This is a genomic window from Bacillus cereus group sp. Sample62 (assembly GCF_036851315.1).
In the GTDB taxonomy this organism is placed as follows: domain Bacteria; phylum Bacillota; class Bacilli; order Bacillales; family Bacillaceae_G; genus Bacillus_A; species Bacillus_A wiedmannii.
The window spans coordinates 5058034-5084020 of sequence record NZ_JAFLPK010000001.1; the positions used below are offsets into that span (position 1 = coordinate 5058034).

Consider the following 25987-nt stretch of genomic DNA (forward strand, 5'->3'; position numbering starts at 1 on the left):
AATTATGATATTTTATACAACATTTTAAGGTATTATATAACTATGAAAACATAAAGGGGGAATTCGTAATGATTCGTGATGCAATTATTGAAGGAAACCACCGTTACAGTTTGACGAGAGGGTGGGATATTACAAACGAGAACCGTACTCTATTTATTATGCTAAACCCAAGTACAGCAGATGAACAACACGATGACATGACTACAAAGCGTTGTATTAACTTCGCAAAGCGATGAGAATGTGGCAGTTTAGAAATTTGTAACCTGTTTAGTTATCGTACAACTTATCCTAAAAACTTACATGAACTCCCACACTCTGAAGTCATAGGAGAAAAAAATCGCTATTACTTAGAAAAAGCCTTTAAAGAAGCAACTATTATTGTTGTCGCTTGGGGGAAACACGGGAAACTACATAAACAATCCACTCACATACACTATCTCCTCAAACAATGGTCACACGAGCAAAAAAAAACTATCTATTGCCTTGGATTTTTAAGAAACAAAGAGCCACGCCATCCACTTTACGCACCTGCTGAGACTGAAAAAATTGATTTTTTCACAAACCCACCATTTGACGGAGGGAAACTACCATGCAAAATTGGCAAACAATAATTAAAGTAGCTGGCGAAGGAGGCTCTATCTCACTATTCGGCTTACAACAAGCCGATAAAAGATGGATTTTTTCTCGGCATATAAATGAAATGGATTATGGTGTTGACGATATAGGTGCTATTTCGCATTCCTCCCATGTTGTACACACTTGGGAAGAAGGATTAGATTTACTAAGACGTTTCCCCTGGACGCATCTTCGCCCCATTACTGTTCATCCGGATTTCGAACAGCGTATATGGGAAGAAGTTCAAAACCACACAATAAAGCGTCGTTCACGCCTGAAAGATTGGAAAGAAATTTGTCATATTGACTAAAAAAGAAGGCTATCCAAATGAAAGGATAGCCTTCTTCTCTAGCTTTGCTCTACCATATACGTCTTGAGCTGATCACGCAGCGCTCTCTTTAAGAATTTCCCTACAGATGTTTTCGGAATTTCGTTTACAAATAAAATAGCTTCTGGCATCCACCATTTCGGAAATTCCGCTTCTAGTAAAACGTACAGCTCTTCCCTTTCTACTGCTTGTCCCTCTTTTAATACAACGCAAGCAACGGGACGTTCTTCCCATTTTTCATGCGGCACCGCCACAACAGATGCTTCTAACACTTTATCGTGCGACATTAAGGCATTTTCTAAATCTACGGAAGAAATCCATCCGCCTCCACTTTTAATTCAGTCTTTCGTACGATCAGCAATTTTAATAAAGCCTTCCGAATCAACCGTGACAATGTCTCCTGTATAGAGCCAACCGTCTTTCATTGATTCTTCTGTACGTTCATCCTTGTAATAGCTTCCAGCGATCCATGGGCCCCTTAAACAGAGTTCTGTCATCGCTGAACATTGACGATTTTTTTAATATATCAACGATTCGACAAGGAACCTATCTACTAACAAAAGAAAACCGTCCCAACATAGCTCTTGGAACGGTCTCTTTCCCCCCTACTTCTTCACCATTAACTTTCCTTCATAATCATTCATCGACTTTATTTCGACACCCTTATAATAATGAGCAACGATATCTGTATATTTCTTACCTTCCGCCGCCATGCCATTTGCTCCGTATTGGCTCATGCCAACGCCGTGACCGAATCCCTTCGTTGTAACGACGATTTTATCCCCCTCTTGTTTCCACGTGAAGTCAGAAGAGCGTAAATCTAACTTTTCACGAACTTGCTTTCCTGTTAATGTTTTCCCTTGAAATGCTACATCTTTTACTCGCTTTCCTTCCGTAAGATCTTTAATATTTCCAACCTTTCCGTCTGCCAACACCTTCACACCAAGACGTTTTTGAAAGTCAGCTACTGTAAAAGTTTGCTCGCTCGTAAATTTTGGAGAGGCTTGATCCCACGGACTATCTACGCTCTTTAAGTACGGATAATCATTTCCCCAATAATCAGCCGCATTTTCTGTCCGGCCATTACTCGTTGAGAAGAAGGATGCTGAGATTGGTTTTCCATCGTATGTTAAAACTTGTCCTGCAGTTTTCGAAACGGCTTCTTCGATTTTCTTCAAATTATTTTCATAGTTATTACCCCATTGTTTCTTCAATTCTTCTTTGCTTTTGTACACTTGATCTTTCACCGTATCGGTCACGTCCGCATTGTTTTTCTTTCCTCCGCTTAGCATACGCTGCACCACAAATGTTCTCGCTGCTAATGCCTGCGCCTTTAGCGCCTCTATTTCAAAACTGGCATTCATCTCAGAAGCTACTACACCGGTCACATACTCCTCCATAGGTAATGTTTCTACCTTCTTTTGCTGATCACGATATACAGCAACTTGAACCGCTGTATCCACTTTCCCTGGAGCTGGTATACTTTCTATTGCTGGAGGAGTTTTAGAAGCTGCTTCTTCCCCCACTTTTGCTTTCGCAAACGGAATAACAAGAGCAGCAGGTACAATGATAACGAGCGCTATTAGAAGCGCTACTGTGATGAAAAGTGGCTTTGAAAATTTCATCTTATTTCCCCCAATATCCAAAAGCTTTACTCCATTCATTCTTATGGAACAACTCTTTCTTTTAGAACATACTGAAGGGGTATCATATAAAGTGAAACTTTAATCAGCCGCACCAATCGAATGTTTACGGGCAGTTAACGCAGGATAAAACAAAAATTTTCTAAATATTTTTACTGGTACGTGCATAAGTATAGAATTTATTGACTATAACAGTAATAACCCAAAAAAAATAGCCCCTACGTCAAAAGACGTAGAGACTATTTCAATTAAGCGTGAAGATCAGAAACTTCTTGTTCTTTCACTTCTTCTACTTTTTCGTTTACACGTTCAATAGTTGCACCTAATGCAGCTAATTTCTTATGGAAATCTACATAACCACGGTCAAGATGCTTTAACTCAGTTACACGAGTGTAACCTTCCGATACTAAACCAGCCAAGATTAATGCAGCAGCAGCACGTAAGTCAGTTGCGCCTACTTCAGCACCTTGTAAGCTGTTTGGACCGTTCATAATAACAGAACGACCTTCGATTTTAATATCAGCATTCATACGACGGAATTCTTCAACGTGCATAAAGCGGTTTTCGAATACCGTTTCTGTAATCATACTTGTTCCATCAGCTTGTAGTAATAATGCCATCATTTGTGATTGCATGTCTGTTGGGAAACCTGGGTGAGGCATAGTTTTAATATCAACCGCTTTTAACTTATCTGGGCCGATAACACGTACACCTTCATTTTCCTCAATAACTTTAACACCCATTTCTTCCATTTTCGCTGTAATTGAGCGTAAATGTTCAGGTACAGCATTTTCAATTAAGATGTCTCCACCAGTAATTGCCGCTGCAACCATGAATGTTCCCGCTTCAATACGGTCAGGAATAATAGAATGGTTTCCACCATATAATTTATCAACGCCTTCGATACGAATCGTTCCAGTTCCAGCTCCGCGTACTTTCGCTCCCATCGCATTTAAGAAGTTAGCTAAGTCAACGATTTCTGGTTCTTTCGCTGCGTTTTCAAGGATTGTTGTCCCTTTTGCTAATGTAGCTGCAGACATAATGTTTTCTGTCGCGCCCACGCTTGGGAAGTCTAAATAAATTTTAGCTCCTTTTAGTTCTCCCTCAACGTATGCCTCAACAAAACCATTACCAACCTGTACTTTTGCTCCCATTGCTTCGAAGCCTTTTAAATGTTGGTCAATTGGACGTGAACCAATTGCACATCCACCAGGAAGTGCAATACGAGCACGACCGTTACGTGCAAGTAATGGTCCCATTACTTGAACAGATGCACGCATTTTACGTACATATTCAAATGGTGCTTCAATGTTTAGTTCTTTAGAAGCATCGATTGTTACTTGGTTATTTTCAAATACGACTTCAGCATTTAAATGACGTAATACCTCATTAATTGTGTATACATCAGACAAAATTGGTACTTCAGATAGTACATTCTTTCCATCACTCGCTAATAGGGCTGCAGCGATTATAGGTAATACAGCATTTTTTGCGCCCTCAACACGCACTGTGCCGTTTAACCGCTTTCCGCCACGGACGATGATCTTTTCCAAATTATTCCCCTCCGTGTCCTTTTTTCAGTATCTATTCACTCAATACTCAGAAGTTATGATCGGTGTGCCAACCACAATTGTATCTTTGTTGTCTGTAGAACGTATTGCTATTTGCACATTTATTTTCTCTCTATTTGTTGAAAGAGCGTCATCCCACTTTTTATTATATGCGGAGACTGACACAAATGCTCTTTCTTCTATCTGTTCGATCGCTCTTGCTGAAAGATCTTTCAAAACCTGATTGGTTTTATTTTGCAAAACACCTTCAATCTTATCATTCAGTACACCTTGAACACAAGTGTAAATTATAGGTTTTTCACTAAAAATTTTATTTGTTTTCTGAATGTACTTCGGGTCCCATTTCGCCCCGCTTACTTCAAAAATAATGAAAGTGTTTTCTTTAGTATTTTCCTTACTCCATGTTACTACTACTCGTTCTTCATAAGAAGAAAACTTTTTATAGGATGTAGCTTTATATCCATCTGGAGATTGCTCTAATTCCCACTTTTGAATATTCGCCTTGTCCTTCACATCGTTTAACAACTTTTGAAACGTATGTATATTAGAAATTGTTTTTGTTTCTCGCGCTAACCATGACCACTTCTCTACTTTAGCATCATTTTTCTCTAAAGTTGCAATCATGCTCTCCATTTTCTGTTCATCGCTGATCGGTTTCATTTCTCTATATCCAACCAAAAATAAAACAACACTTATCACAACAATAAGAATGGCTTTAAGCTTCAATTTCATCCCCTCCTATCCCCATTGTTAACGGAGATATGAGGTTCTATACACTTACTTTACTAAATACGTTAAACTCTTTGAATAGCCTAAATAATCAAGAAAAAAGTTACTTACAGATGTCCCAATTGCAATTGTAATTAAGATGAGTAACACTCGCGTCTGCATCACCTTTCCAGACTTCATTAAACGCTCAATGTGAATACCTTGTAAGGCCCACCACGTAATGGTAATAAACAATAAATGCGAAACAATGGCAATCAGTGCTTGTTGCCCTAAAAGATGTGCCAAAAAATCGACCCCTTTTTACCCAGCTACTACTTACGAAATACTATAAAAAACGATACCATAATAAGTAGGAACCACACTTTTTCAAATACAAATAAGCATCTTACATCTCACATCGTAATTTGCTCTCAAAAAACATATACCTACATGCATTTTCAATTGTAATTCACACAAAATAAAAAGCGCAGAGTAACAACTCCACACCTTTTATTTTCACTATTGTACCACGTTCCCTAAGAAGAAGAAATCCTTCATTAATGGAAAATATTCATAAAAGAAATTGTATCCAATCATCGGCGTAATCCCTAGTATTACAATCGAGATTGCACAAAGGCTCATAACAACCTTTATATTCAATGGCAAACGAATTTTCCCTTCCACTTCTCCCGTCCTGAAAAACATTTGCTGTAGAATACGGAAATAATATACGAATGAGATGACTGTCGTCCCCATCATAATGGAAGCTAGTACGTAATGAGCTGGCTCTACATGCAGTGCACCTAAAAAGATATTAATTTTCCCGATGAAACCAGCTGTTCCTGGTATCCCGGCCAACGATAAAATAAAAATTGTCATCACTATCGCTGTAAATGGCGACCGCTTATATAATCCGGTGAAAATGGTAATGTTTTCTTTGTCGCTTTGTAAGATTAAGCCGTGAATAATCGCAAACGCGCCTATATTCATAAGCATATACGCAAGCATGTAAAACCACATGCTATCCATCGTAAATGGTGATAACGCTACAAGCGGAACGAGTAAATATCCCGCATGTGCGATTCCCGAATAGGCAAATAGGCGTTTTACGTTATATTGCTTTAACGCTACTACGTTTCCAATAATCATCGTAATGCTCGCTAGTACTGCAATGTATATGCTCATACGTCCGTATAAAGATTGCATGTCTCCTTGCACCGATACACTTGCAAAAACCATGAGAAACAGACGAGTAATTAATAAGAACCCTGCAATTTTAGAAATCGTCCCGAGAAAAGCAGTAACAGGCGTAGCCGCTCCCTCGTACACATCTGGTGCCCACATATGAAATGGTACTGTCGCAATTTTAAAAGAGAGTCCAACGAGCAATAGTAGAAATGCGAGAGCTAACAATAACTGAATACCACTAGCCAGTTCCCCGGCAAATACTTTTTGCATATCCACGATATTGGTCGACCCCGTAATGCCGTATAAATAACTCATTCCAAAGAGTGTGATTGCCGTTCCAATTCCTCCATTAATGACATATTTCATGGCCGCCTCGTTTGATGCACGATTCTTTTTTCGTATTCCTACTAAAATATATGAAGAAAGTGAAAGCAACTCTAAACCGACGAAAAGTGTAATGAAGTCGACACTAGAAGCCATAAACATCGCCCCAAGAAGTGCCATTAAAAATAAGTAATAATATTCTCCCTTATCTTCAATTGGCTCCTTCTTATCATCGCTCATTGCGGTGCATAAGATGAGGGCCGCTCCGCCTAACAACAACGTTTTGAACCCTTTTGAAAACCCATCTAACACAAACGATCCGTTTAAAATATCTCCCACTGGTTCACCATATAGCGTAATTAATGACACGATTGCTAATATGACGGCTGCGATTGCACTAAGCGCTACATATCTATGGTTCAACTTAAAAAACAAATCACATATGGAAAGAAGGATGGCAGCTCCGAGAATAATGAATTCTGGCACCATGAGATGCCATGATAAGCTAAGTAACGTATTCATATCCATCCTACTTCACCCCCAATGTTTTCAATGTATTTTGAAGCGGATCCCCTAGTATTTCTGGCATTACTCCAATTGCAATAATGCAGAAGATAAGTAGCAATATAGGGACGTACTCCCATCCGTGTATATCAGCTTTCGCTTCCCACTCTTTCTTACCAAATGTCACTTGAAGTGTTGCCCTTAATACGTATACAGCGGTTAAAATGATGCCAAGTACACCGACTGCAGCAATGATTGGCTCCCCTTGGAATAAACCGAGAAAGGCAAGAAACTCGCTAACAAATCCAGACATTCCTGGTAATCCAAGTGATGCCATTCCTCCTGCTAAGAAGAAACCGCTAAGTACCGGAACACTTTTTGCGAGTCCGCCAAGCGCTGTAATGTCCGAAGTTCCAAAGCGCTGTTCTATAACGCCAAGTAAGAAAAAGAGTAAGGCTGCAATTAAACCGTGAGAGACAACTTGGAATAGTGCCCCTTGTGTACCTGGTGCATTTAACGCCGCAAGGCCCATTAATACGATGCCCATATGCGAAATACTAGAGTAAGCAAGCACCTTCCGAAAGTCCGTTTGGATGAGCGCTAAGAAGGCTCCGTACAATAAATTGATGACTCCTAAAACCGCGATGAGCGTTGCAAACTCGCGAAAGTATTCCGGGAATAACCCCTTTCCAAAGCGAATCATACCGTATGCTCCAATCTTCAGTAAAACGCCTGCATGAAGCATAACTACAGCCGGATGCGCTTCAACATGCACATTGACCATCCAGCGATGTAACGGGAACACCGGTAGTTTAATCGCAAAGGCAATCATTATGGCAAGAAACAAACCGAACTGTACGCTACTTGAGACAGTCATTCCTCCCACAGCACCTACACTCGTTAATATTTCTTTAAGCTCTGTAATATTTGTTGTACCTGTTTTTGCAAATAAAACTGAGAAAACGATGAGTAAAATAGCGGAACCAATACCGTTATATATTAAATAACTATAAGCAGCCTTTTCACTCGACAATTTCCCCCACTTCCCAATTAATAAAAACATTGGCGGCAACGTAATTTCAAAGAAGATAAAGAACAACATTAAATTTTGAGCAGCGAAGACGCCGAGCATCCCTATTTCTAACATGAGTAGCAGCATATAAAAGGCTTTCAAGTTCCTTTTAATAGTAAATGCCGCAATTGCTGCAAGCATCGCTAGAAGGGCCGTCAGCACCATCATAATGAGCGATAAACCATCAATACCAAGCTCATAATAAATGGAAAACCATCTTTTATCCACCGCTGCTAAATCCCCAAATTTAATCCATTTCACTTTTTCATCGAATAGCGACAAACTCTTTCCAGAAGCGTATGTACAAGCGAGGACGATAGCGATTCCAAATGGAAGCGCCGTCCCAAATAAACCAAGCGCTCGCACAGTACGCGATTCTTTTTTCGGTGTTAATACAAGTAAGAGAATTCCTAAAAGCGGGGAAAAAATGAAGAACGTTAATAACAAATCATTCATCGTAAATCCCCTCCCGTATAGAGCAAAATAATGACGAGTACTGCAAGCGAAACAGCTGTTACAGTGCCGTACACTTGTACATTTCCGTTTTGGAGTCTAGAACCGAGTCCACTTATCCCTTTAACTAGACTCCCTATTAAAACGGCAATTCCTTCGACTACATACACCTCAAATAAGCGAAGCACATGGGCGATTCCCTTCGTAATAGGGAGCACCGTCATATTGTATAGTTCATCCACATAATATTTTTCTTTCAAAAAGTTATAAAGAGGTGTTCCCTCACCCCCAGCCCAATCTCTAGAAATAGATTTCTTGCCATATATGAAATATGCAAGAGCAATCCCAGCAAATGAAACGAGCGTCGCAACAATCATAATCCAAACTGGTCCGTGTGCCTCTCGCGCTTTAAATGCTACATCTTTCGTAAGCCAATCCCCGAGAAACGTCCCAAACCACGGTGTATTTATATAACCTGCCACTACTGCAAGGACCCCAAGAACGATCATCGGATACGTCATAATGCGGGGCGATTCATGCACATCTTCCTTCGGCTTTGCTTCCCCAGTAAAGACAAGGAAGTATAGCCGGAACATGTAGAATGCTGTTAAGAACGCTGCAATTACTGCTAATATGAATAAAACGTAATTGCCATTCATCCAAGTCACCGCTAAAATTTCATCTTTACTAAAGAAACCGGAAAAGAGCGGAACCCCACTAATTGCAAGTGTACCGATTAAAAATAGTGCACCCGTTACTTTCATCTTCTTCTGTAAACCGCCCATTTTATTAATGTCTTGCGTATGCACTGCATGAATGACACTTCCTGCCGCCAAAAATAGTAGCGCTTTAAAAAAGGCGTGTGTCGTTAAATGGAAAACACCAGCTACATAACCAGCAGATCCTAATGCGAGCATCATATAACCTAGCTGGCTAACCGTAGAATAAGCGAGTACTCTCTTTATATCCGTTTGTACAAGACCGATAGAAGCCGCAAAGATTGCGGTGAAAGCTCCAACGATTGCCACCGTCTGCATCGCCACCGTACTTGCTGAAAATAGCGGGAACATCGTCGCCACTAAATACACGCCAGCTGCGACCATCGTCGCCGCATGAATAAGTGCCGAAACAGGCGTCGGCCCTTCCATCGCATCTGGTAACCACGTATGAAGCGGGAACTGACCTGACTTCCCCATCGCACCGATAAAAATTAGTATCGCTGTTATTGTAATCATCGTAGGGGTAAGATCTCCCGTATGAATCGCCCTAAATATTGCGTCATATTCAAAACTACCTGCATGCCAGAAAATTAAGATCATCCCAATAAATAAACCGACATCTCCAATACGAGTCATAATAAAAGCCTTTTTCGCAGCAGCCTTCGCTTCTTCTTTAAAAAAATAAAAACCGATGAGTAAAAATGAACCGAGGCCGACTAACTCCCAAAATATATAAAGCTGTAATAAATTCGGTGAAATAACGAGCCCGAGCATCGCAAATGTGAAGAGCCCTAAATAGGCATAAAAGGTTGGTAATCTTTCATCACCTTTCATATAACCTTTCGAATACACATGTACAAGTAAACTCACAAGTGTAACGATAAACAGCATTAAAGCCCCTAATGCAGTCACTTCAAAGCCAAATGATATATCAATATCTCCCGTTCTAAGCCATACCCACTTATGCTTCAATCCTACTTTCGAAAACCGTTCTATTAATACAAGTACCGCAAATATAAAGGAGAGAAAGACGAGAAAAATACTAAGTACACTGCTTCCTTCTCTAATTTTATTCCCGAATATAAGTAATAAAAAAAACGAAACAAGCGGGAAAAGCGGTATGAGCCATGCATAATCGATCATTGTTTCCTTCCCCCTTTTCGGTCACAATGTTATCCTTTGAGCGTATCCATTTCATCTACATGAACCGTCGTACGATTACGATACAAAGCAATTAAAATGGCGAGTCCTACCGCCGCCTCCGCTGCTGCTACAGCCATCGTAAATAGAGAGAAAATTTGCCCTGTTAAATTTGGAAACAAACCTAATTTACTAAACGCGACTAAATTTAAATTGGCCGCGTTAAGCATTAATTCAATACAAACTAATACAATCACTGTATTTCGCTTCGTTAAAGCTCCAAACAAACCGATGCAAAACAAAATAATCGCAAGCGTTAAATATGCAGAAGCTGGAACGCTACTCATTGGAATCCTCCTCTTTCTCATCCTTCTTCGCAAGTATAATCGCGCCAACAAGTGCTACAAGTAAAATAACTGAGGTTAACTCAAATGGAATAATATATTTCGAATAGAGAAGTGTACCGATTTGAAGTGTGTTTTTTTCATGGAGAGGTAAACTTCCTTGTGTGCTTTCATTTGCAAAATCAATATTGTTAACAGCGAAATACATAACTGCCCCAAATGCTACAACTGCAAAGAAGATAATCCATTTTCGAAGAGTAAGACGTGATTCATTTTCTGCGTTATGTTGTGTTAACATAATGCCAAAAATCATAATAATTGTGATCGCACCAGAGTAAAGTAAAATTTGTGCAACCCCTATAAATTCGGCCGATAAAAGAAAGTACAAACCTGCGATACTAAGAAATGTCAGAACGAGAGCTAGCATCATATGCATGACTTTCGTTAAGTTCAACATAAGAACACCGCCGATAATTGCAGACAAGGATAGTATGAAGAATGCTACAAACTCGCCATTCATGCTTTATTCTCCTTCCTGACGTTTTCGTCGTTTTCGTCAAGCCACTGCAAATTTTTAAATAAATCATCACGTGAATATTCCGCGAGCTCAAAGTTATTTGTCATAACAATCGCCTCTGTCGGACAAACTTCTGTACATAAATCACACAGAATACAAATTTCAAAATTAATATCGTACGTGTCGATAATTTTTCCTTTTTTCGTAGGATCCGGATGTTTTTTCCCCGTTAACTGAATACAGTCTGTCGGACAAATGTTGGAGCACTGGTTACAAACAATACACTTTTCCGGATAAAACTTTTGAATACCTCGAAAGCGGTCTGGCAATGGCAACGGTTGATTCGGATAATCGTAAGTCACCTTCTTCTTACTCAAATTGCTTAATGTATATTTTAATCCTTTAAATAGTCCTTTCATCTCTTACTGGCACCCCCCTCATAGATTAGAAGAATAACTCCTTAATCAATGCCGTTAAGAAAATATTCGCAAGTGCAATTGGCAATAATACTTTCCAGCCAAACTCCATTAACTGGTCACCTCTTATACGCGGAAACGTAACGCGGAACCAAATTAATAGAAAGACTACACTGCTAAATTTCAAAGCAAACCATACAGCTCCTGGAATAAATCCAAGGAACATAACTGGATTCCATCCGCCTAAAAAGAGCACTGTAATTAAAGATGCCATTCCGAAGAAATATACGTACTCTGAAAGCATGAAAAACGCCCATCGAAACCCTGAGTATTCCGTATGATATCCAGAAACAAGTTCCGACTCTGCTTCTGGTAAATCAAACGGCGTCCTATTTAACTCTGCTACCGCCGCAATCAAGAAAACGACGAAACCGATTGGCTGCACGAAAATGTACCAAACATTCTCCTGCGCCGCTACAATTTCATTTAAATTCAGGCTACCAGCTAACAAAACGATGCCAATTACACTCATTACGAGCGGAATTTCATAAGAAATCATTTGCGCCGCCGCACGCATCCCTCCTAAAAGGGAATATTTATTATTTGATGCCCATCCTCCGGTTACGACACCAATCGTCGTAATGCCAGAAACAGCAATGTAATACAGTAAGCCTACGCCAATATCCGCGAACTGAAATTTATCAGTAAACGGGATGACTGCAAGCACCATAAATGCCGGTGCGAATGCAATGACAGGCGCTAATATAAACAACGGTTTATCTGCCGCTTTCGGAATACTATCTTCTTTCAGTAATAGTTTTAAAACATCAGCTACCGTTTGCAGTAAACCGAACCGGCCCCCAACTTGGTTTGGGCCAATCCGCCCTTGCATAAAACCCATCACTTTCCGTTCTGCCAAAATACCATATGTAACGAAGCCCAGGACTGCAAATAATAGAAGCACCGCTAATCCGAAAAAAATGAAGAAATTCGTCCAGCTTGAAGGTGATTGTAAGAGCGTTTCAATCATCAGCCATCAACCTCCCCAAGTACAATATCAACTCCACCTAAAATCGTAATTAAATTGGCGATGTTTTCACCTTTCAATAACTTCGGTAAAATTTGTAAATTGTAAAAAGACGGCCTGCGAAACTTCAAGCGGTACGGCTCTTTCTTTCCATCACTAGCAATATAGCAACCAATCTCTCCTCGCGGCGATTCTATACGGACGAACGCTTCCCCTTTAGGCGCCTTAATGATTTTCGGCACTTTCGCTAGCACAGCTCCGTCTTTCGGGAACTGCTGGACAGCTTGCTCAACAATTTTTAATGACTCCTCAATCTCTTGCATGCGGCAAACGTAACGATCCCAAGCATCTCCCACACTCCCAACAGGAATATCGAAATCAAAACGATCATAAATGGAGTACGGTTCATCCTTGCGAAGATCCCAGTTTACTCCGGTACACCGCAAATTCGCTCCGCTTAAAGAATACGAAATCGCTTCTTCCGCGCTATATATACCAACGCCTTTTACGCGATTTAAGAAAATCTCATTACCGCTAACGAGATCATGATAACCTGCCAATTGCTCTCGCATATACGGAACAAACTCTTCCACTTTTTCAATCCAACCGTCCGGCGCATCCCACTTTACACCCCCGACTCTCATATAGTTAAAAGTAAGCCGGGCACCGCATAATTCGTTTAATAAATTTATAATCATCTCTCGTTCACGAAACGCGTATAAAAACGGGCTGACCGCTCCTATATCAAGAAGATTTGTTCCCCACCAAACGAGGTGGCTCGCAATCCTTCCAAGCTCCATTGCAAGTACTCGCAAGTATTCAGCCCGCTCCGGGATTTCAAGCCCCATCATCGTCTCTACAGCATGACAAATGACGTAATTATTCGTCATGGCCGATAAATAGTCCATTCGATCTGTATAAGGGATAATTTGTGTATACTGTAAGCTCTCGGCAATCTTTTCGGTCCCGCGATGCAAATATCCAATAACCGGTGTAGCTTCTTTAATAATTTCCCCGTCAATCTTAATAACAAGCCTGAACACACCATGCGTACTCGGATGCTGAGGACCTACATTCAAAAGCATTTCTTCCGTACGGATCATAAGCTACACCTCCACATCATGCGGTTCATAATCTTTCCTAAGCGGATACCCTATCCAATCATCAGGCATTAAAATACGTGATAAATTCGGATGTCCCTTAAATACAATGCCGAGCAAATCATACGCTTCTCGTTCTGGCCAGTCCGCGCCTTTCCAAAACGCTGTTACCGATTCTACTTGCGGCTCTTCCCTATCCAGCTTCACCTTCACCGCTACTGACTGTTTCTTTCCATATGAAAATAAATGAACATACACTTCCATATGTGTCACAAAATCCGTCGCATGTAACTCTGACATATAATCAAAAGCAAGTCCCTCATGGAATCGCAGTAACTCCATTACTTCATAATATTTTGAGGGCCCCACCACAAGAGTTGGCACGTCTTTTGAATGTTTATTAATGTAGGAATCTACTAATGTATCCTCTCCAATTTTCCCCTTAATAACTTCAACATACTGATTTAAATACGGCTGATTCACGGATGGCTCTTCCTGCTTCGGCTCCTCTTCCGCTTTACCCTCAGCGCCCTTTGTCTTCGCCCTTGCTGCCGCAGCCGCTTTTGCCTTCGCTGCTGCAATTGCCTTCGCCTTTTCATCTCCCGAATCCCCATCACCTTGAGAGGCCTTCTGCTTCGCTAACGCCGCTGCTTTTGCCTTTGCGGCCGCCACGGCCTTTGCTTTCGCTTTCGCCTTTGCCTTTTCTTCTTCCGTTACCTCTTCTGTTCCTTCTCTTTTTTGCTTCGCTAATGCTGCCGCTTTTGCTTTTGCGGCTGCTGCTGCCTTCGCCTTCGCTTTCGCCCTTTCTTCTTCCGTTACCTCTTCTGTTCCTTCTCTTTTTTGCTTCGCTAATGCTGCCGCTTTTGCTTTTGCGGCTGCGGCTGCTGCTGCCTTCGCTTTCGCCCTTTCTTCTTCCGTTACCTCTTCTATTCCTTCTCTTTTTTGCTTCGCTAATGCTGCCGCTTTTGCTTTTGCCGCCGCTGCTGCACGCCGTTTTGCTTCTTCCACAGTCATACCATCATTTTTTGGTAGCGCTTTCTCTTTTTCACGATCTTCTTCCTCAAGTTTCCTTATTTCCGCATCATGTTTCGCAACGAGACGCTTTCTCGCCTCTTCTTTCGCACGCCTAGCCGCTTCTCTTTTCAAATCCTCTAAGTCTTTATTTGGATCACTCATTTATTCGTCACCTGCTTTCCCGTCTTTGCCTCGTAACGAATTTTTTCTTTCAATTTATTAATTCCATAAATTAAAGCTGCGGGATTCGGTGGGCAGCCAGGAATATACACGTCAACTGGTACAATTTGATCCACACCTTTCACAACAGCGTATGAATTTACATATGGACCACCTGCTGTCGCACAAGATCCCATTGCAATCACCCATTTTGGTTCAGGCATTTGATCATATAAACGCCGAACAATAGGAGCCATCTTCTTCGTTACCGTTCCCGACACAATCATAACGTCCGATTGCCTTGGTGAAGTCCGAAAGAATGACCCAAATCGATCTAAATCGTAATGTGACGAACCTACTCCCATCATTTCAATTGCACAGCATGCTAGTCCGAATGTCATCGGCCATAAAGAATTGCTGCGTGCCCACCCTTTCAACTGCTCCAATGTAGAAAAAAAGATATTTCGTTCTAATTCCGCTCGTTCATTTGGATGTAATTCCTCAAAATTTATAACCATTGTAACACCTTCTTTTTCCAAGCATACGCTAATCCAACTAGCAACATTACAACAAAGATGAGCATTTCAATCAGTGCAAATAAACCGAGCTTGTCATATGCAACAGCCCATGGATATAAAAATAAAGTTTCTACATCAAAGATGACAAACAATAAAGCAAAAATATAATAACGAGCATGAAACCGAATGTTTGCATCATGAAAGGGCTCAATCCCACTCTCATACGTCGTCGCTTTCGCTGCACTTGGTTTGTTTGGACGCAGCATCCTTCCTAATGTAAGAGCCACTACCGGCAGCAATATACCTAATAGCAAGAAAATCAAAACGATCATATAACTATTTTCATATACACTTGCCATTGTGAAACCCTCCCCCCTGAATTAAGAACAAGTTCACTTAGTAAACAATATGTCCTAGTTGCAGTAATTATTATTTTTAAATTTTTCTAAATAATGCAACTATTTTAATCATTATAACAAACTTCAAATTCCTATGTCGATATGTTGGGGTCAGAAACGAGAATTATTAAAATCTATTTTTATAACTCGCTATACCTGTGCAAAATAAGTATAGAAATTATATATGTTTTTCAATAAAAAATAAAAAGAGGAATTTATATGTATATACCGTGGGTGAGATAAATGAAAAAACAAACACATGTAAGTATTCTTATAAGCATTATATTATTGTCTATAGCGATTCATTACGTGGCAATGCCTTTTCTATATGAATACTCATTTCCTTTTCAAATATTAATTGGAATGAGTACCTTATTCATTGATATTATCGCTTGTAGTTATATACTTTATTTTTCAAATAGAAAAGAAGGGTTACCTCGTTTATTTTGGACCATATTATCTGTTGGAACCCTCTCTTATTTCATTGGTGATTTAGTCGTTGCCTATCAACGTTTAATTTTAAAGGATTACTATACATTCGTTGATCCGTCTGACTTTTTTTACCTACTTTTTTTAATTAGCTTTGCATTTGCCTTTCTATATGAAATCATCTATAACCGAGATTTATTAGAAAAGCTTTTTATGATATGTGATATTTGTATTATTGTTACAGCCCAATTCACTTTAAGTTACTACTTACTTATCGAACGAACCATTCACGTTTCTTCAACATCCTATATCGACATATTTGTTCAACTTACCTATCCAATGGCCGATTTACTCTTTTTTCTCATAGGAATCAATCTTTTATTCAAACCTTTATCCTTATTATCAAAAAAAGTTGGTGCGCTTCTTGGAGGTGCTTTAATTTTGTATGCCACTACAGACGCGATTTATGCTTATATCAAATACTTCACACCAGAGTATTCTATGTTTACAGTTACTCCTCTCTATCAAGTAACTTTAGTACTAGTAGCAATGGCCTGTATTCTGCATACAAAAGAACCTGAAAAACAAGAGCAAGTACTATTAACCCCTAAACTTGGGGAATCGATCAGATTATCATTACCTTATATTTCTGTAGTAATGCTTATCGTTTTTATATTAGTTGAATATGTTTTTGCACCTATTGTAGTAATCGGGCTTATGATAACTTTCTCCTTCGTTCTCATACGACATAGTTTAGTTCGAAGACAAAATAAAATATTATTACTAGCCCAAATGCAATTCAACTCGGAGCTCGAAAAACAAATTGAACTACGTACAGAAGATTTAGTAGAACAAAAAAATGAACTATATCATAACCAACAGATGTTTAAATCTTTATACGAGCATCATCCAGATCCAATCTTCACCTTAGATTTGTACGGTAATTTTCTCAAAGTGAATAACGCTGGTACTACTTTGCTCGGTTATCAAACGAATGAATTATTAAATCAGCCTTACTATTCACTTATATATGAAGAAGATTTGGAAGAAATCATTACTGCCTTTCATCGCGTAAAAAAGGGGAAATCTATTTCTTTAGAAATACGGGCATATCATAAAAATAGAGATATTTACTACTTGCATGTTACAGCTGTTCCTATCTTTTTAAAGAATCATATTTCTGGCGTTTATTTAATGATTAAAGATATTACGGAAAGCAAACAACAACAAGAACAAATTAATTTTCTGGCATACCATGATACTTTAACAGAGCTTGCAAATCGCCGTGCATTTCATCAATATGTAGAACAAGCAATTGCTCGATCCGAAATATCAAAAAGGTCTTTTGCTGTTATGTTTCTCGACCTAGACCGCTTTAAGGTTATTAATGATACCCTCGGTCATAGGGTAGGAGACCTTCTATTAATTGCAGTAGCAAAAAGACTCGAAAGACTATCGACACCAAATATGAAGCTTGCCCGACTAGCTGGAGATGAGTTCACAATCCTTATCGAAAATTATAAAAAAAGACCAGATGTAAAAAAAATAGCTGATACGATTGTAGCAGCCATGAACGAACCATTCGAAATCGAAAATCAACATTTACAAATCTCACCGAGCATCGGGATTGCAATATATCCTGAAGCAGGTGAAGATCCATTGTCTATTTTACAGCATGCCGATATGGCCATGTACGAAGCAAAGAATAAAGGAAAAAATGGTAGCTCTCTGTACACGAAAGAATTGTATAAAAAAATGGAACGAAAAGCCCGAATTGAAAAAGATTTACCACTCGCTTTAGTAAACGAAGAATTTTATCTCGTCTATCAACCACAAGTTGATATTACGACGAAAAAGATTATTGGTGCCGAAGCATTAATACGCTGGAAACACCCACTCCTAGGTGACATTCCGCCATGTGAGTTCATTCCAATTGTAGAAGAGACGCCACAAGTCGTTCCGCTCGGTCATTGGGTATTAAAAGAATCTTGTCGCCAGTTAAAAATATGGCATACTTTCGGCTACACAGATTTAAAAATAAGTGTGAACTTATCAGCAAAAGAGTTCCAGCAAGAGAATTTAATCAAGAACATTTCACAAATACTAACAGACATTAAAGCCGATCCAAATCATGTAACACTTGAGCTAACAGAACGGATTGCGATGATCAACGAAAAAGAAACATTATCCAGGCTAAAGCAATTAAAGGAATATGGTATTCAAACGTCCATTGATGACTTCGGTACCGGCTATTCTTCTCTCGCTTATTTATCAATTTTCCCTATCGATACATTAAAAGTACCGAGAGAATTTACACAACTAGCCGATCATCGGCCTGAGGAAAGAGCCATCGTTTCCACTATCCTTTCCCTTGCGAATACTTTAAACCTTTCTGTCGTTGCTGAAGGAATTGAAACGGAAAAACAACTTAAGTTTCTACAAAATAACAACTGTAAATATATGCAAGGTTACTATTTCAGTAAACCACTTACTAGTCATCAATTTATAAAATTTCTACAAAAAACACCCAGTATGAACCAATAGCTCATACTGGGTGTTTTTATAATGTCGGAATTTTTTTCTCGTAATATTCCTCTGCAATTTCTTCATAAAAAGCTGCTGACGTCGTATAAAAATATGGAATGAGCCATAAGAATCCAATCCCGAGTGTAATACAACTTAATATAAACCAACCAATAAAACTTAAACATAAAATGAAATACTCCATCTTATGTCCATCCATCATACGACGGCTTTCTGTAATAGCTTGATTTATAGAATACTCAGGATGATCATTTATTATAAAGTACGTCATCGCATAAGAAAATGATTTAATAATGCCTGGAATAATAAATAGTAAAAACCATAAGAAAATATAAATGTTCACTACTATATATAATAAAAATGACTTTATAAACTTACTTCCTTCTGTAAACCATCTGAATATATGCCCAATACGTGCTTCTTTTTCGCGAATGATATGCAGTGCTAAATAATAACCACCTAGCGTTAATGGACCTACCATCAATATTGAAATAACGTCTACTGAAAGTGAGCTATTTGCTTCTTTCCAATCCCAAACCTGAGAGAAAATGAAATTGATACTAAAACTAAAAGCTGAAATAAGAATCGAAATCAATAATGTTGCACCGACAGCTAATCCCCATTTCCCTTCTAATGAATCAAGCGCTTCTCCTTTTAAGTCACTAATCATAATGTTCCTCCTATACGTAATAACTCTATTAGTATAGCATGTCCCTACTACAATTCATCTTTTGAAAGATAGCGATAAAAATGCGCTGTCGTTGTACTCATATACGGGCTAAGCCAAAGAAAACCTATTCCAAGTGTTAAAATCGCTAAAATACCCCATCCTATAAAACTAAGCCATAAAAGAAACAAATCTAACTTATGTCCCTTCATAAGATGCTTACTTTCTTTCATTGCTCGTGACACACTATACTCTGGGTTTTCAATCATTACATAGTACGTCATCGTATAAGAAAAATACATCACAATCATAACAACGATTGAAATAGCTAATAGTACAAAGAAAGCGATAGTAAACGACGTATTTCCTTCTTCACCGAAAAATGCGAATAAGGCTACTAGCAACATTGGAATCCATGTACCTGTATATAACAAAATCGCAAGCATTGCCCACATCGTTTTCATCATTCTTTTAAAGCCACGAAATCCTTCGAATAAGTGATCTACTTTAGCACCTTCTCGTTTACTAATCTGTAAAAATACATTTGTATAACCGTATGATGTAATTCCATACGATGCGTTACTCAAAATTATTATGATGCAATAAAAAATACCAAATGTAATACCTGCTCCAATTGATATCGTCTCCTCTTCAACTGATCCAGTTAAGCTAATAACTAAGAAAAATATAATAATTCCTGGAATTAACAGTATAAGCATTGCAGCCATTGAAACAACATAACTTAAAATAAAATATAAAATCGTTGATCCAACACCTAGTCCCCATTTTCCCTTTAAAGAGTGCAACGCTTCTCGTTTCATTTCACCGATCATTTATTCATCCCCTTTATAAATTGTTGTACATTCTCTACTTATACGAGCATCAATATAATTATACCATTTTTGTAAAATTATCCATGAACTACACAAAAAAATCCGTAAAGGCAAAGCCTTTACGGATTTTTTATTTCATATCGGAAACGTTTAAACGGTTCACAGCACGTTGTAATGCCATTTCTGCACGTCTAAAGTCAACATGTGCTTGTTTATCTTGCATACGTTGTTCAGCGCGACGCTTCGCTTCATTTGCACGATGGATATCGATATGGTTTGCTTCTTCAGCAGATGATGATAATACAGTTACTTTATCTGGACGAACTTCGATAAAGCCACCGCTTACTGCTACATAATCAGTGTGTCCACCATGTTTCAGACGAACTGCACTAATTTTTAATGGTGCAACAGTTGGAATGTGACCCGGTAAGATCCCCATTTCCCCACTCTCTGCTTTTACGCTTACCATTTCTACTTCTTTTTCGTAAACCGGTCCATCAGGAGTTACAATACTGACTGGAAATGTCTTCATAATTCGTCCCTCCTAAGGCCTTACGCCATCATTTTCTTCGCGTTTTCAATAACTTCTTCAATACCACCTACAAGACGGAATGCATCTTCTGGAAGGTCATCATATTTTCCTTCTAGAATTTCTTTAAATCCGCTAACTGTATTTTTTACAGGTACGTAAGAACCTTTTTGACCTGTAAACTGCTCAGCTACGTGGAAGTTTTGAGATAAGAAGAATTGAATACGACGAGCACGATGTACAACTAACTTATCTTCTTCAGATAACTCATCCATACCTAAGATAGCGATGATATCTTGAAGCTCTTTATAACGCTGTAAAGTTTGCTGTACTTGACGAGCTACTTCATAATGCTCTTCTCCTACGATTTCTGGAGAAAGTGCACGAGATGTAGATGCTAATGGATCTACGGCTGGGTAAATACCCATTTGTGTTAAACGACGCTCTAAGTTTGTTGTTGCATCTAAGTGAGCGAACGTTGTAGCTGGTGCTGGATCCGTATAGTCATCGGCTGGTACATATACCGCTTGGATAGACGTGATAGACCCTTTATTTGTAGATGTAATACGCTCTTGTAATTGACCCATTTCTGTTGCAAGTGTCGGTTGGTAACCTACCGCAGATGGCATACGACCAAGAAGGGCAGATACTTCAGAACCTGCTTGCGTGAAACGGAAGATATTATCGATGAACAATAGTACGTCTTGTCCTTGCTCATCACGGAAATGCTCAGCCATTGTTAAACCTGTTAATGCAACACGTTGACGTGCTCCAGGTGGCTCGTTCATTTGTCCGAATACCATCGCAGTTTTCTTAATTACGCCAGAATCGCTCATTTCGTGGTATAAATCGTTACCCTCACGAGTACGCTCACCTACACCAGCGAATACAGAGATACCACCGTGTTCTTGTGCGATGTTATTAATTAATTCCTGAATTAATACCGTTTTACCTACACCGGCACCACCGAATAGACCGATCTTACCACCCTTAATGTAAGGAGCAAGTAAGTCTACTACTTTAATACCAGTTTCAAGAATTTCTACTTTAGTAGATAATTCTTCGAATGCAGGTGCTTGACGGTGAATTGGATCACGACGTACATCGGCAGGAACCTCACCATCTAAGTCAATTGCATCACCTAATACGTTAAATACGCGACCAAGTGTTACATCACCAACTGGTACAGAGATTGCTTTACCAGTATCTTCTACTTCTGTGCCACGAACAAGTCCGTCTGTGGAAGACATTGCAACTGTACGAACTGTATCATCACCTAAATGAAGTGCAACTTCAAATGTTAAGTTAATGCTTGCTCCGTTTTCGTTGCTTTGTTTTACCGTAAGGGCGTTGTAGATTTCTGGTAGCTTTCCGCCATCAAACTTAACGTCTACAACCGGACCCATGATTTGCGTAACGCGCCCTTTATTCATCGGGTTCCCTCCTAGCTTTCTTTTAATTAGCCAACTTTCTACGAGCAGTTAGCTTTTAATTTTTTATTAGTGTAGCTTTCGCAGTTCTCCTGAAAGAACCGCTTCCGCTTTTTAATACTATTCTAACGCTGCTGCTCCACCAACGATTTCCGTAATCTCTTGCGTAATCGCTGCTTGACGCGCACGGTTGAATGAAAGTGTAAGTGAATCGATAACTTCCATTGCGTTGTCTGTAGCACTCTTCATTGCTGTCATACGCGCTGCGTGTTCACTTGCTTTACCGTCTAGTAATGCACCGTACACTAAGCTTTCTGCGTATTGTGGCAATAATACTTTTAAAATTTCTTCTTCAGAAGGTTCGAATTCATAAGCTGTCGTCGGTTTGTCAGACGCCACATCAGTAAGCGGTAAAATTTTATTTTCCGTTACTTCTTGTGAAATTTTACTTACGTAATGGTTGTAGTAAATATACAGCTCATCATAAGCACCATCTGCGAACATCGCAATTGCTCGAGAAGCAAGGTCTTTAATATCAGTAAATGATGGGTGGTCAGATAATCCAACTACTTCATCAATGATGTTAAAGCCGCGACGTTTTAAATAATCACGTCCTAGTCGGCCAAGCACAATAATTGAATATTGGTTTGAATCCATATTATGACGTTCACGAATTACGTTACTTACTGTACGTAATACGTTACTGTTATAACCACCTGCTAGTCCGCGATCAGATGTAATAACGATGTATCCTGTACGCTTTACAGGGCGCGAATTTAGCATTGGGTGATTAATCCCTTTACTTCCTTGCGCAATGCTCGCTACTACTTCTTGAATCTTTTCCATATACGGAACGAAAGATTTAGCATTTTGCTCTGCACGGTTTAACTTAGATGCAGATACCATCTCCATCGCTTTCGTAATTTGGCTCGTTTTCTTTGTCGAGGTAATCTTCGCTTTTATATCGCGTAAAGATGCCACAGGTTTTCACCACCTTTTTTCCAGAAGTTGGCACGATTAGTAAGAATCCTCTTCCTAATCTACGTTGCAAGATATTCTTGCTCATGATTGAAGGAAAAGAATAGGTGCACCTACTCTTTTCCTTTACATAACCGTCAGCAATCTCAAATCTTGAGATGCCTTTTATATGATCTAGCTAAGCCACAATCGGCTTCACTTTTATTTATTATTCAGAAGCTACGAATACTTTTTTAAATCCGTTAATTGCTGCTGCAAATTTGTCGTCATCCGCAAGTTTCTTAGTTGTGCGGATTTCTTCTAATAAGTCAGTCGCATTAGAATCTAACCAAGCATGGAATTCTTCTTCGAAACGAGTGATATCTACTACTGGGATATCATCTAGGAATCCACGTGTTAAAGCGTAAAGAATGATAACTTGTTTCTCTACACGTAATGGTTTGTGTAATCCTTGTTTTAATACCTCAACAGTACGAGCACCACGGTTTAGTTTCGCTTGAGTTGCTTTATCAAGGTCAGAACCGAACTGAGCGAACGCTTCTAACTCACGGTAAGATGCAAGGTCAAGACGAAGTGTACCTGATACTTTACTCATTGCTTTAATCTGAGCAGATCCACCTACACGAGATACAGAAGTACCCGCATCGATCGCTGGACGTACGCCAGAGAAGAATAGGTCAGATTGTAAGAAGATTTGTCCATCCGTAATAGAAATTACGTTTGTTGGGATGTAAGCTGATACGTCCCCTGCTTGTGTTTCGATGAAAGGTAGTGCAGTTAAAGAACCGCCGCCTCTTGCATCACTTAATTTTGCTGCACGCTCTAATAAGCGAGAATGTAAGTAGAACACATCCCCTGGATATGCTTCACGACCTGGAGGACGACGTAATAGTAATGAAAGCTCACGGTAAGCCGCTGCTTGTTTTGATAAGTCATCATATACTACTAATACGTGTTTACCATTGTACATGAACTCTTCACCCATTGTTACACCAGCATAAGCAGCTAAGTATAATAATGGAGCTGGTTGAGAAGCTGATGCAGTTACAACGATTGTGTAATCTAATGCACCGTGCTTACGTAGTGTTTCTACTACGTTACGTACAGTTGATTCTTTTTGTCCGATAGCTACATAGATACAAATCATATCTTCATCTTTTTGGTTAATGATTGTATCAAGTGCAACTGCTGTTTTACCTGTTTGACGGTCACCAATGATTAACTCACGTTGACCACGGCCAATTGGTACAAGAGCATCGATCGCTTTAATACCTGTTTGAAGTGGCTCATGAACAGATTTACGATCCATTACACCTGGTGCTGGACTTTCGATTGGACGAGTGTTTGTTGTATTGATTGGGCCTAAACCATCAACTGGTTGACCTAATGGGTTTACAACACGACCGATTAGTTCTTTTCCTACTGGTACTTGCATGATGCGACCAGTACGACGAACTTCGTCACCTTCACGAATTTCTGTGTAAGGTCCTAAAATAATGATACCTACGTTGTTTTCCTCTAAGTTTTGTGCTAGTCCCATAACGCCGTTAGAGAACTCTACAAGTTCACCAGCCATAACGTTATCAAGACCATGAGCACGCGCAATACCGTCACCAACTTGGATAACTGTACCAACATCACTAACTTCGATTTCAGACTGATAGTTCTCGATTTGTTGCTTTATCAGTGCGCTAATTTCCTCAGCTCTGATGCTCATGTGCTTCACCCCTATCTATTCTTCATTAATTCACGCTGAATACGTGCTAATTTTCCTTGTAAGCTTCCGTCGTAAATGCGATTTCCAATACGTACTTTAATGCCGCCTAGTAAATCTTCATCTACAACATTTTTTACGCGAATTGCATCTTTTCCCGTTCTCTTTGCAAATGCTTCTGCAATGTTAAGCTTCTCTTCTTCTGATAGAAGACGAGTAGAATATACAGTTGCGTCGGCTACGTTACGTTCTTCATTAGCAAGAACAACATATTCATCTGCAATTTCAGGTAAGATATCAATACGTTTGTTATCAATTAAAATATATAACGTATTTAAAATAGATTCAGAAACAGATCCGAATACGTTTGCAAGAAACGTTTTCTTCTGCTCTTTTGAAATGTTCGGTTGCGTTAAAAAGCTATGTAGTTCTCCGTTCTTTACATAAACGTTTTGTACAAGGCGTAATTCCTCTTCAAACATTTCTAATACGTGTTTTTCTTTTGCAATTTTAAAAAGAGCGACAGCATAACGTTTTGCTACAATCCCATTGCTCATCGCGCTTCTCCTACTTCTTTAATATAATCGCGAATTAACTTAACTTGATCTTCTTCTTTTAACTCTTTTTCAATTACTTTAGAAGCAATTTGAACAGATAAAGAAGCGACTTGTTCTTGTAAAGCAGCAATCGCTTGCTCTTTTTCGCGTTGAATTTCTTGTACAGCAGATGTTTTAATTGATTCTGCTTCTTCTTTCGCAGCAGCAACAATAACATCCTTTTGATCTACAGCTTGTTTCTTCGCTCTTTCGATTAACTCTTGTGCTTCAACACGCGATTGTTTTAACATTTCACGTTGTTCTTCTACTAATTTCTTCGCTTCAGCATTACTTCTTTCTGCAGCGTCGATTTCATTAGTAACATGCTCTTCACGTTCTTTCATAATTCCCATTAAAGGACCCCACGCGAATTTGCGTAGCATTACTAATAGAAGTAAGAAAATGAACAATGTATAAGCAATCGTTCCAAATGGAATGGAAGCCCCTAATAATAAAGTTGGCACAAGGATTCACTCCCTTCAAAATATCTAAATTGATCATATGAAAAA

At 39.2% G+C, this 25987-nt stretch carries 25 protein-coding genes and 2 pseudogenes; 3 read left to right on the forward strand and 24 right to left on the reverse strand.

Features of this window, described 5'->3' with window-relative positions; genetic code table 11:
* Positions 1-68 precede the first annotated feature (68 nt).
* Both J0835_RS26005 and J0835_RS26010 read left to right on the forward strand, forming a co-directional pair.
* Positions 69-611: pseudogene (locus tag J0835_RS26005) on the forward strand (DUF1643 domain-containing protein).
* Positions 590-925, forward strand: coding sequence for a hypothetical protein (locus J0835_RS26010; protein ID WP_087983286.1), 336 nt, complete (start codon positions 590-592; stop codon positions 923-925). The pseudogene J0835_RS26005 and the gene J0835_RS26010 overlap by 22 nt, the downstream one beginning before the upstream one ends.
* Positions 926-963: 38 nt before the next feature.
* On the opposite strand, the pseudogene J0835_RS26015 reads toward J0835_RS26010, so the two are convergent.
* From J0835_RS26015 to nuoA, 16 genes and pseudogenes are all read right to left on the reverse strand, one after another.
* Positions 964-1440, reverse strand: a pseudogene (locus J0835_RS26015) (AMP-binding enzyme); the annotation flags it as partial.
* Between the two features lie 108 nt (positions 1441-1548).
* Complete coding sequence (gene spoIID / locus J0835_RS26020) at positions 1549-2568, reverse strand: stage II sporulation protein D (RefSeq protein ID WP_087983291.1); 1020 nt, start codon at positions 2566-2568, stop codon at positions 1549-1551.
* 266 nt (positions 2569-2834) lie between these two features.
* On the reverse strand, positions 2835-4139 hold the full coding sequence (murA, locus tag J0835_RS26025; RefSeq protein WP_333728181.1) for a UDP-N-acetylglucosamine 1-carboxyvinyltransferase: 1305 nt from the start codon (positions 4137-4139) through the stop codon (positions 2835-2837).
* 39 nt (positions 4140-4178) lie between these two features.
* Positions 4179-4883 (reverse strand): YwmB family TATA-box binding protein, encoded by a 705-nt coding sequence (locus J0835_RS26030; protein ID WP_371399484.1) that lies wholly within the window; start codon positions 4881-4883, stop codon positions 4179-4181.
* 51 nt (positions 4884-4934) lie between these two features.
* Entirely contained in the window at positions 4935-5171 is a 237-nt protein-coding gene (locus J0835_RS26035; RefSeq protein ID WP_002016201.1) for a DUF1146 family protein, read from the reverse strand.
* Between the two features lie 213 nt (positions 5172-5384).
* On the reverse strand, positions 5385-6899 hold the full coding sequence (nuoN, locus tag J0835_RS26040; protein ID WP_333728188.1) for an NADH-quinone oxidoreductase subunit NuoN: 1515 nt from the start codon (positions 6897-6899) through the stop codon (positions 5385-5387).
* 7 nt (positions 6900-6906) lie between these two features.
* Positions 6907-8409, reverse strand: a complete 1503-nt coding sequence (locus tag J0835_RS26045) for an NADH-quinone oxidoreductase subunit M (protein ID WP_087983294.1) — start codon at positions 8407-8409, stop codon at positions 6907-6909.
* Positions 8406-10268 (reverse strand): NADH-quinone oxidoreductase subunit L, encoded by a 1863-nt coding sequence (gene nuoL / locus J0835_RS26050; protein ID WP_087983296.1) that lies wholly within the window; start codon positions 10266-10268, stop codon positions 8406-8408. Before nuoL ends, J0835_RS26045 begins: the two co-directional genes overlap by 4 nt.
* A gap of 29 nt (positions 10269-10297) precedes the next feature.
* Positions 10298-10612, reverse strand: coding sequence for an NADH-quinone oxidoreductase subunit NuoK (gene nuoK / locus J0835_RS26055; protein ID WP_000100078.1), 315 nt, complete (start codon positions 10610-10612; stop codon positions 10298-10300).
* Positions 10605-11129, reverse strand: coding sequence for an NADH-quinone oxidoreductase subunit J (locus J0835_RS26060; protein ID WP_001012824.1), 525 nt, complete (start codon positions 11127-11129; stop codon positions 10605-10607). Before J0835_RS26060 ends, nuoK begins: the two co-directional genes overlap by 8 nt.
* Positions 11126-11545, reverse strand: coding sequence for an NADH-quinone oxidoreductase subunit NuoI (nuoI, locus tag J0835_RS26065; protein WP_000677191.1), 420 nt, complete (start codon positions 11543-11545; stop codon positions 11126-11128). The genes J0835_RS26060 and nuoI overlap by 4 nt, the downstream gene beginning before the upstream one ends.
* Before the next feature lie 25 nt (positions 11546-11570).
* Positions 11571-12572, reverse strand: coding sequence for an NADH-quinone oxidoreductase subunit NuoH (gene nuoH, locus J0835_RS26070; protein WP_000573430.1), 1002 nt, complete (start codon positions 12570-12572; stop codon positions 11571-11573).
* Positions 12572-13672 carry an NADH-quinone oxidoreductase subunit NuoD gene (gene nuoD, locus J0835_RS26075; protein WP_000621434.1) on the reverse strand — a complete coding sequence of 367 codons (1101 nt, stop codon included), beginning with the start codon at positions 13670-13672 and terminating at the stop codon, positions 12572-12574. The genes nuoH and nuoD overlap by 1 nt, the downstream gene beginning before the upstream one ends.
* A 3-nt stretch (positions 13673-13675) precedes the next feature.
* Positions 13676-14845: an NADH-quinone oxidoreductase subunit C gene (locus J0835_RS26080; protein ID WP_333728182.1), complete on the reverse strand. Its 1170-nt coding sequence runs from the start codon at positions 14843-14845 to the stop codon at positions 13676-13678.
* Positions 14842-15360 carry an NADH-quinone oxidoreductase subunit NuoB gene (gene nuoB / locus J0835_RS26085; RefSeq protein ID WP_000236331.1) on the reverse strand — a complete coding sequence of 173 codons (519 nt, stop codon included), beginning with the start codon at positions 15358-15360 and terminating at the stop codon, positions 14842-14844. The genes J0835_RS26080 and nuoB overlap by 4 nt, the downstream gene beginning before the upstream one ends.
* Positions 15351-15719, reverse strand: coding sequence for an NADH-quinone oxidoreductase subunit NuoA (gene nuoA, locus J0835_RS26090; RefSeq protein ID WP_000179273.1), 369 nt, complete (start codon positions 15717-15719; stop codon positions 15351-15353). Before nuoA ends, nuoB begins: the two co-directional genes overlap by 10 nt.
* Positions 15720-16001: 282 nt before the next feature.
* On the opposite strand from nuoA, the gene J0835_RS26095 reads away from it, so the two are divergent.
* Positions 16002-18731: a putative bifunctional diguanylate cyclase/phosphodiesterase gene (locus tag J0835_RS26095; RefSeq protein ID WP_087983302.1), complete on the forward strand. Its 2730-nt coding sequence runs from the start codon at positions 16002-16004 to the stop codon at positions 18729-18731.
* 16 nt (positions 18732-18747) lie between these two features.
* Here J0835_RS26095 and J0835_RS26100 read toward each other — a convergent pair whose 3' ends face one another.
* From J0835_RS26100 to atpF, 8 genes are all read right to left on the reverse strand, one after another.
* A complete protein-coding gene (locus J0835_RS26100) occupies positions 18748-19401 on the reverse strand; it encodes a DUF975 family protein (protein ID WP_087983304.1) in 654 nt (217 codons plus the stop codon).
* A 47-nt stretch (positions 19402-19448) separates the two neighbouring features.
* The gene (locus tag J0835_RS26105) at positions 19449-20231 is read right to left on the reverse strand and encodes a DUF975 family protein (RefSeq protein WP_087983306.1); all 783 of its coding nucleotides are present in this window, start codon (positions 20229-20231) and stop codon (positions 19449-19451) included.
* A 130-nt stretch (positions 20232-20361) separates the two neighbouring features.
* The gene (atpC, locus tag J0835_RS26110; protein ID WP_000847206.1) at positions 20362-20763 is read right to left on the reverse strand and encodes a F0F1 ATP synthase subunit epsilon; all 402 of its coding nucleotides are present in this window, start codon (positions 20761-20763) and stop codon (positions 20362-20364) included.
* Positions 20764-20783: 20 nt separating this feature from the next.
* The gene (atpD, locus tag J0835_RS26115; protein ID WP_048542681.1) at positions 20784-22193 is read right to left on the reverse strand and encodes a F0F1 ATP synthase subunit beta; all 1410 of its coding nucleotides are present in this window, start codon (positions 22191-22193) and stop codon (positions 20784-20786) included.
* Between the two features lie 117 nt (positions 22194-22310).
* Positions 22311-23171: a F0F1 ATP synthase subunit gamma gene (gene atpG, locus J0835_RS26120; protein WP_000157704.1), complete on the reverse strand. Its 861-nt coding sequence runs from the start codon at positions 23169-23171 to the stop codon at positions 22311-22313.
* A gap of 205 nt (positions 23172-23376) precedes the next feature.
* Positions 23377-24885, reverse strand: a complete 1509-nt coding sequence (atpA, locus tag J0835_RS26125) for a F0F1 ATP synthase subunit alpha (protein ID WP_000027511.1) — start codon at positions 24883-24885, stop codon at positions 23377-23379.
* An 11-nt stretch (positions 24886-24896) separates the two neighbouring features.
* On the reverse strand, positions 24897-25439 hold the full coding sequence (atpH, locus tag J0835_RS26130) for a F0F1 ATP synthase subunit delta (protein WP_000064683.1): 543 nt from the start codon (positions 25437-25439) through the stop codon (positions 24897-24899).
* Entirely contained in the window at positions 25436-25942 is a 507-nt protein-coding gene (gene atpF, locus J0835_RS26135) for a F0F1 ATP synthase subunit B (protein WP_076541432.1), read from the reverse strand. Before atpF ends, atpH begins: the two co-directional genes overlap by 4 nt.
* Between the last annotated feature and the right edge of the window lie 45 nt (positions 25943-25987).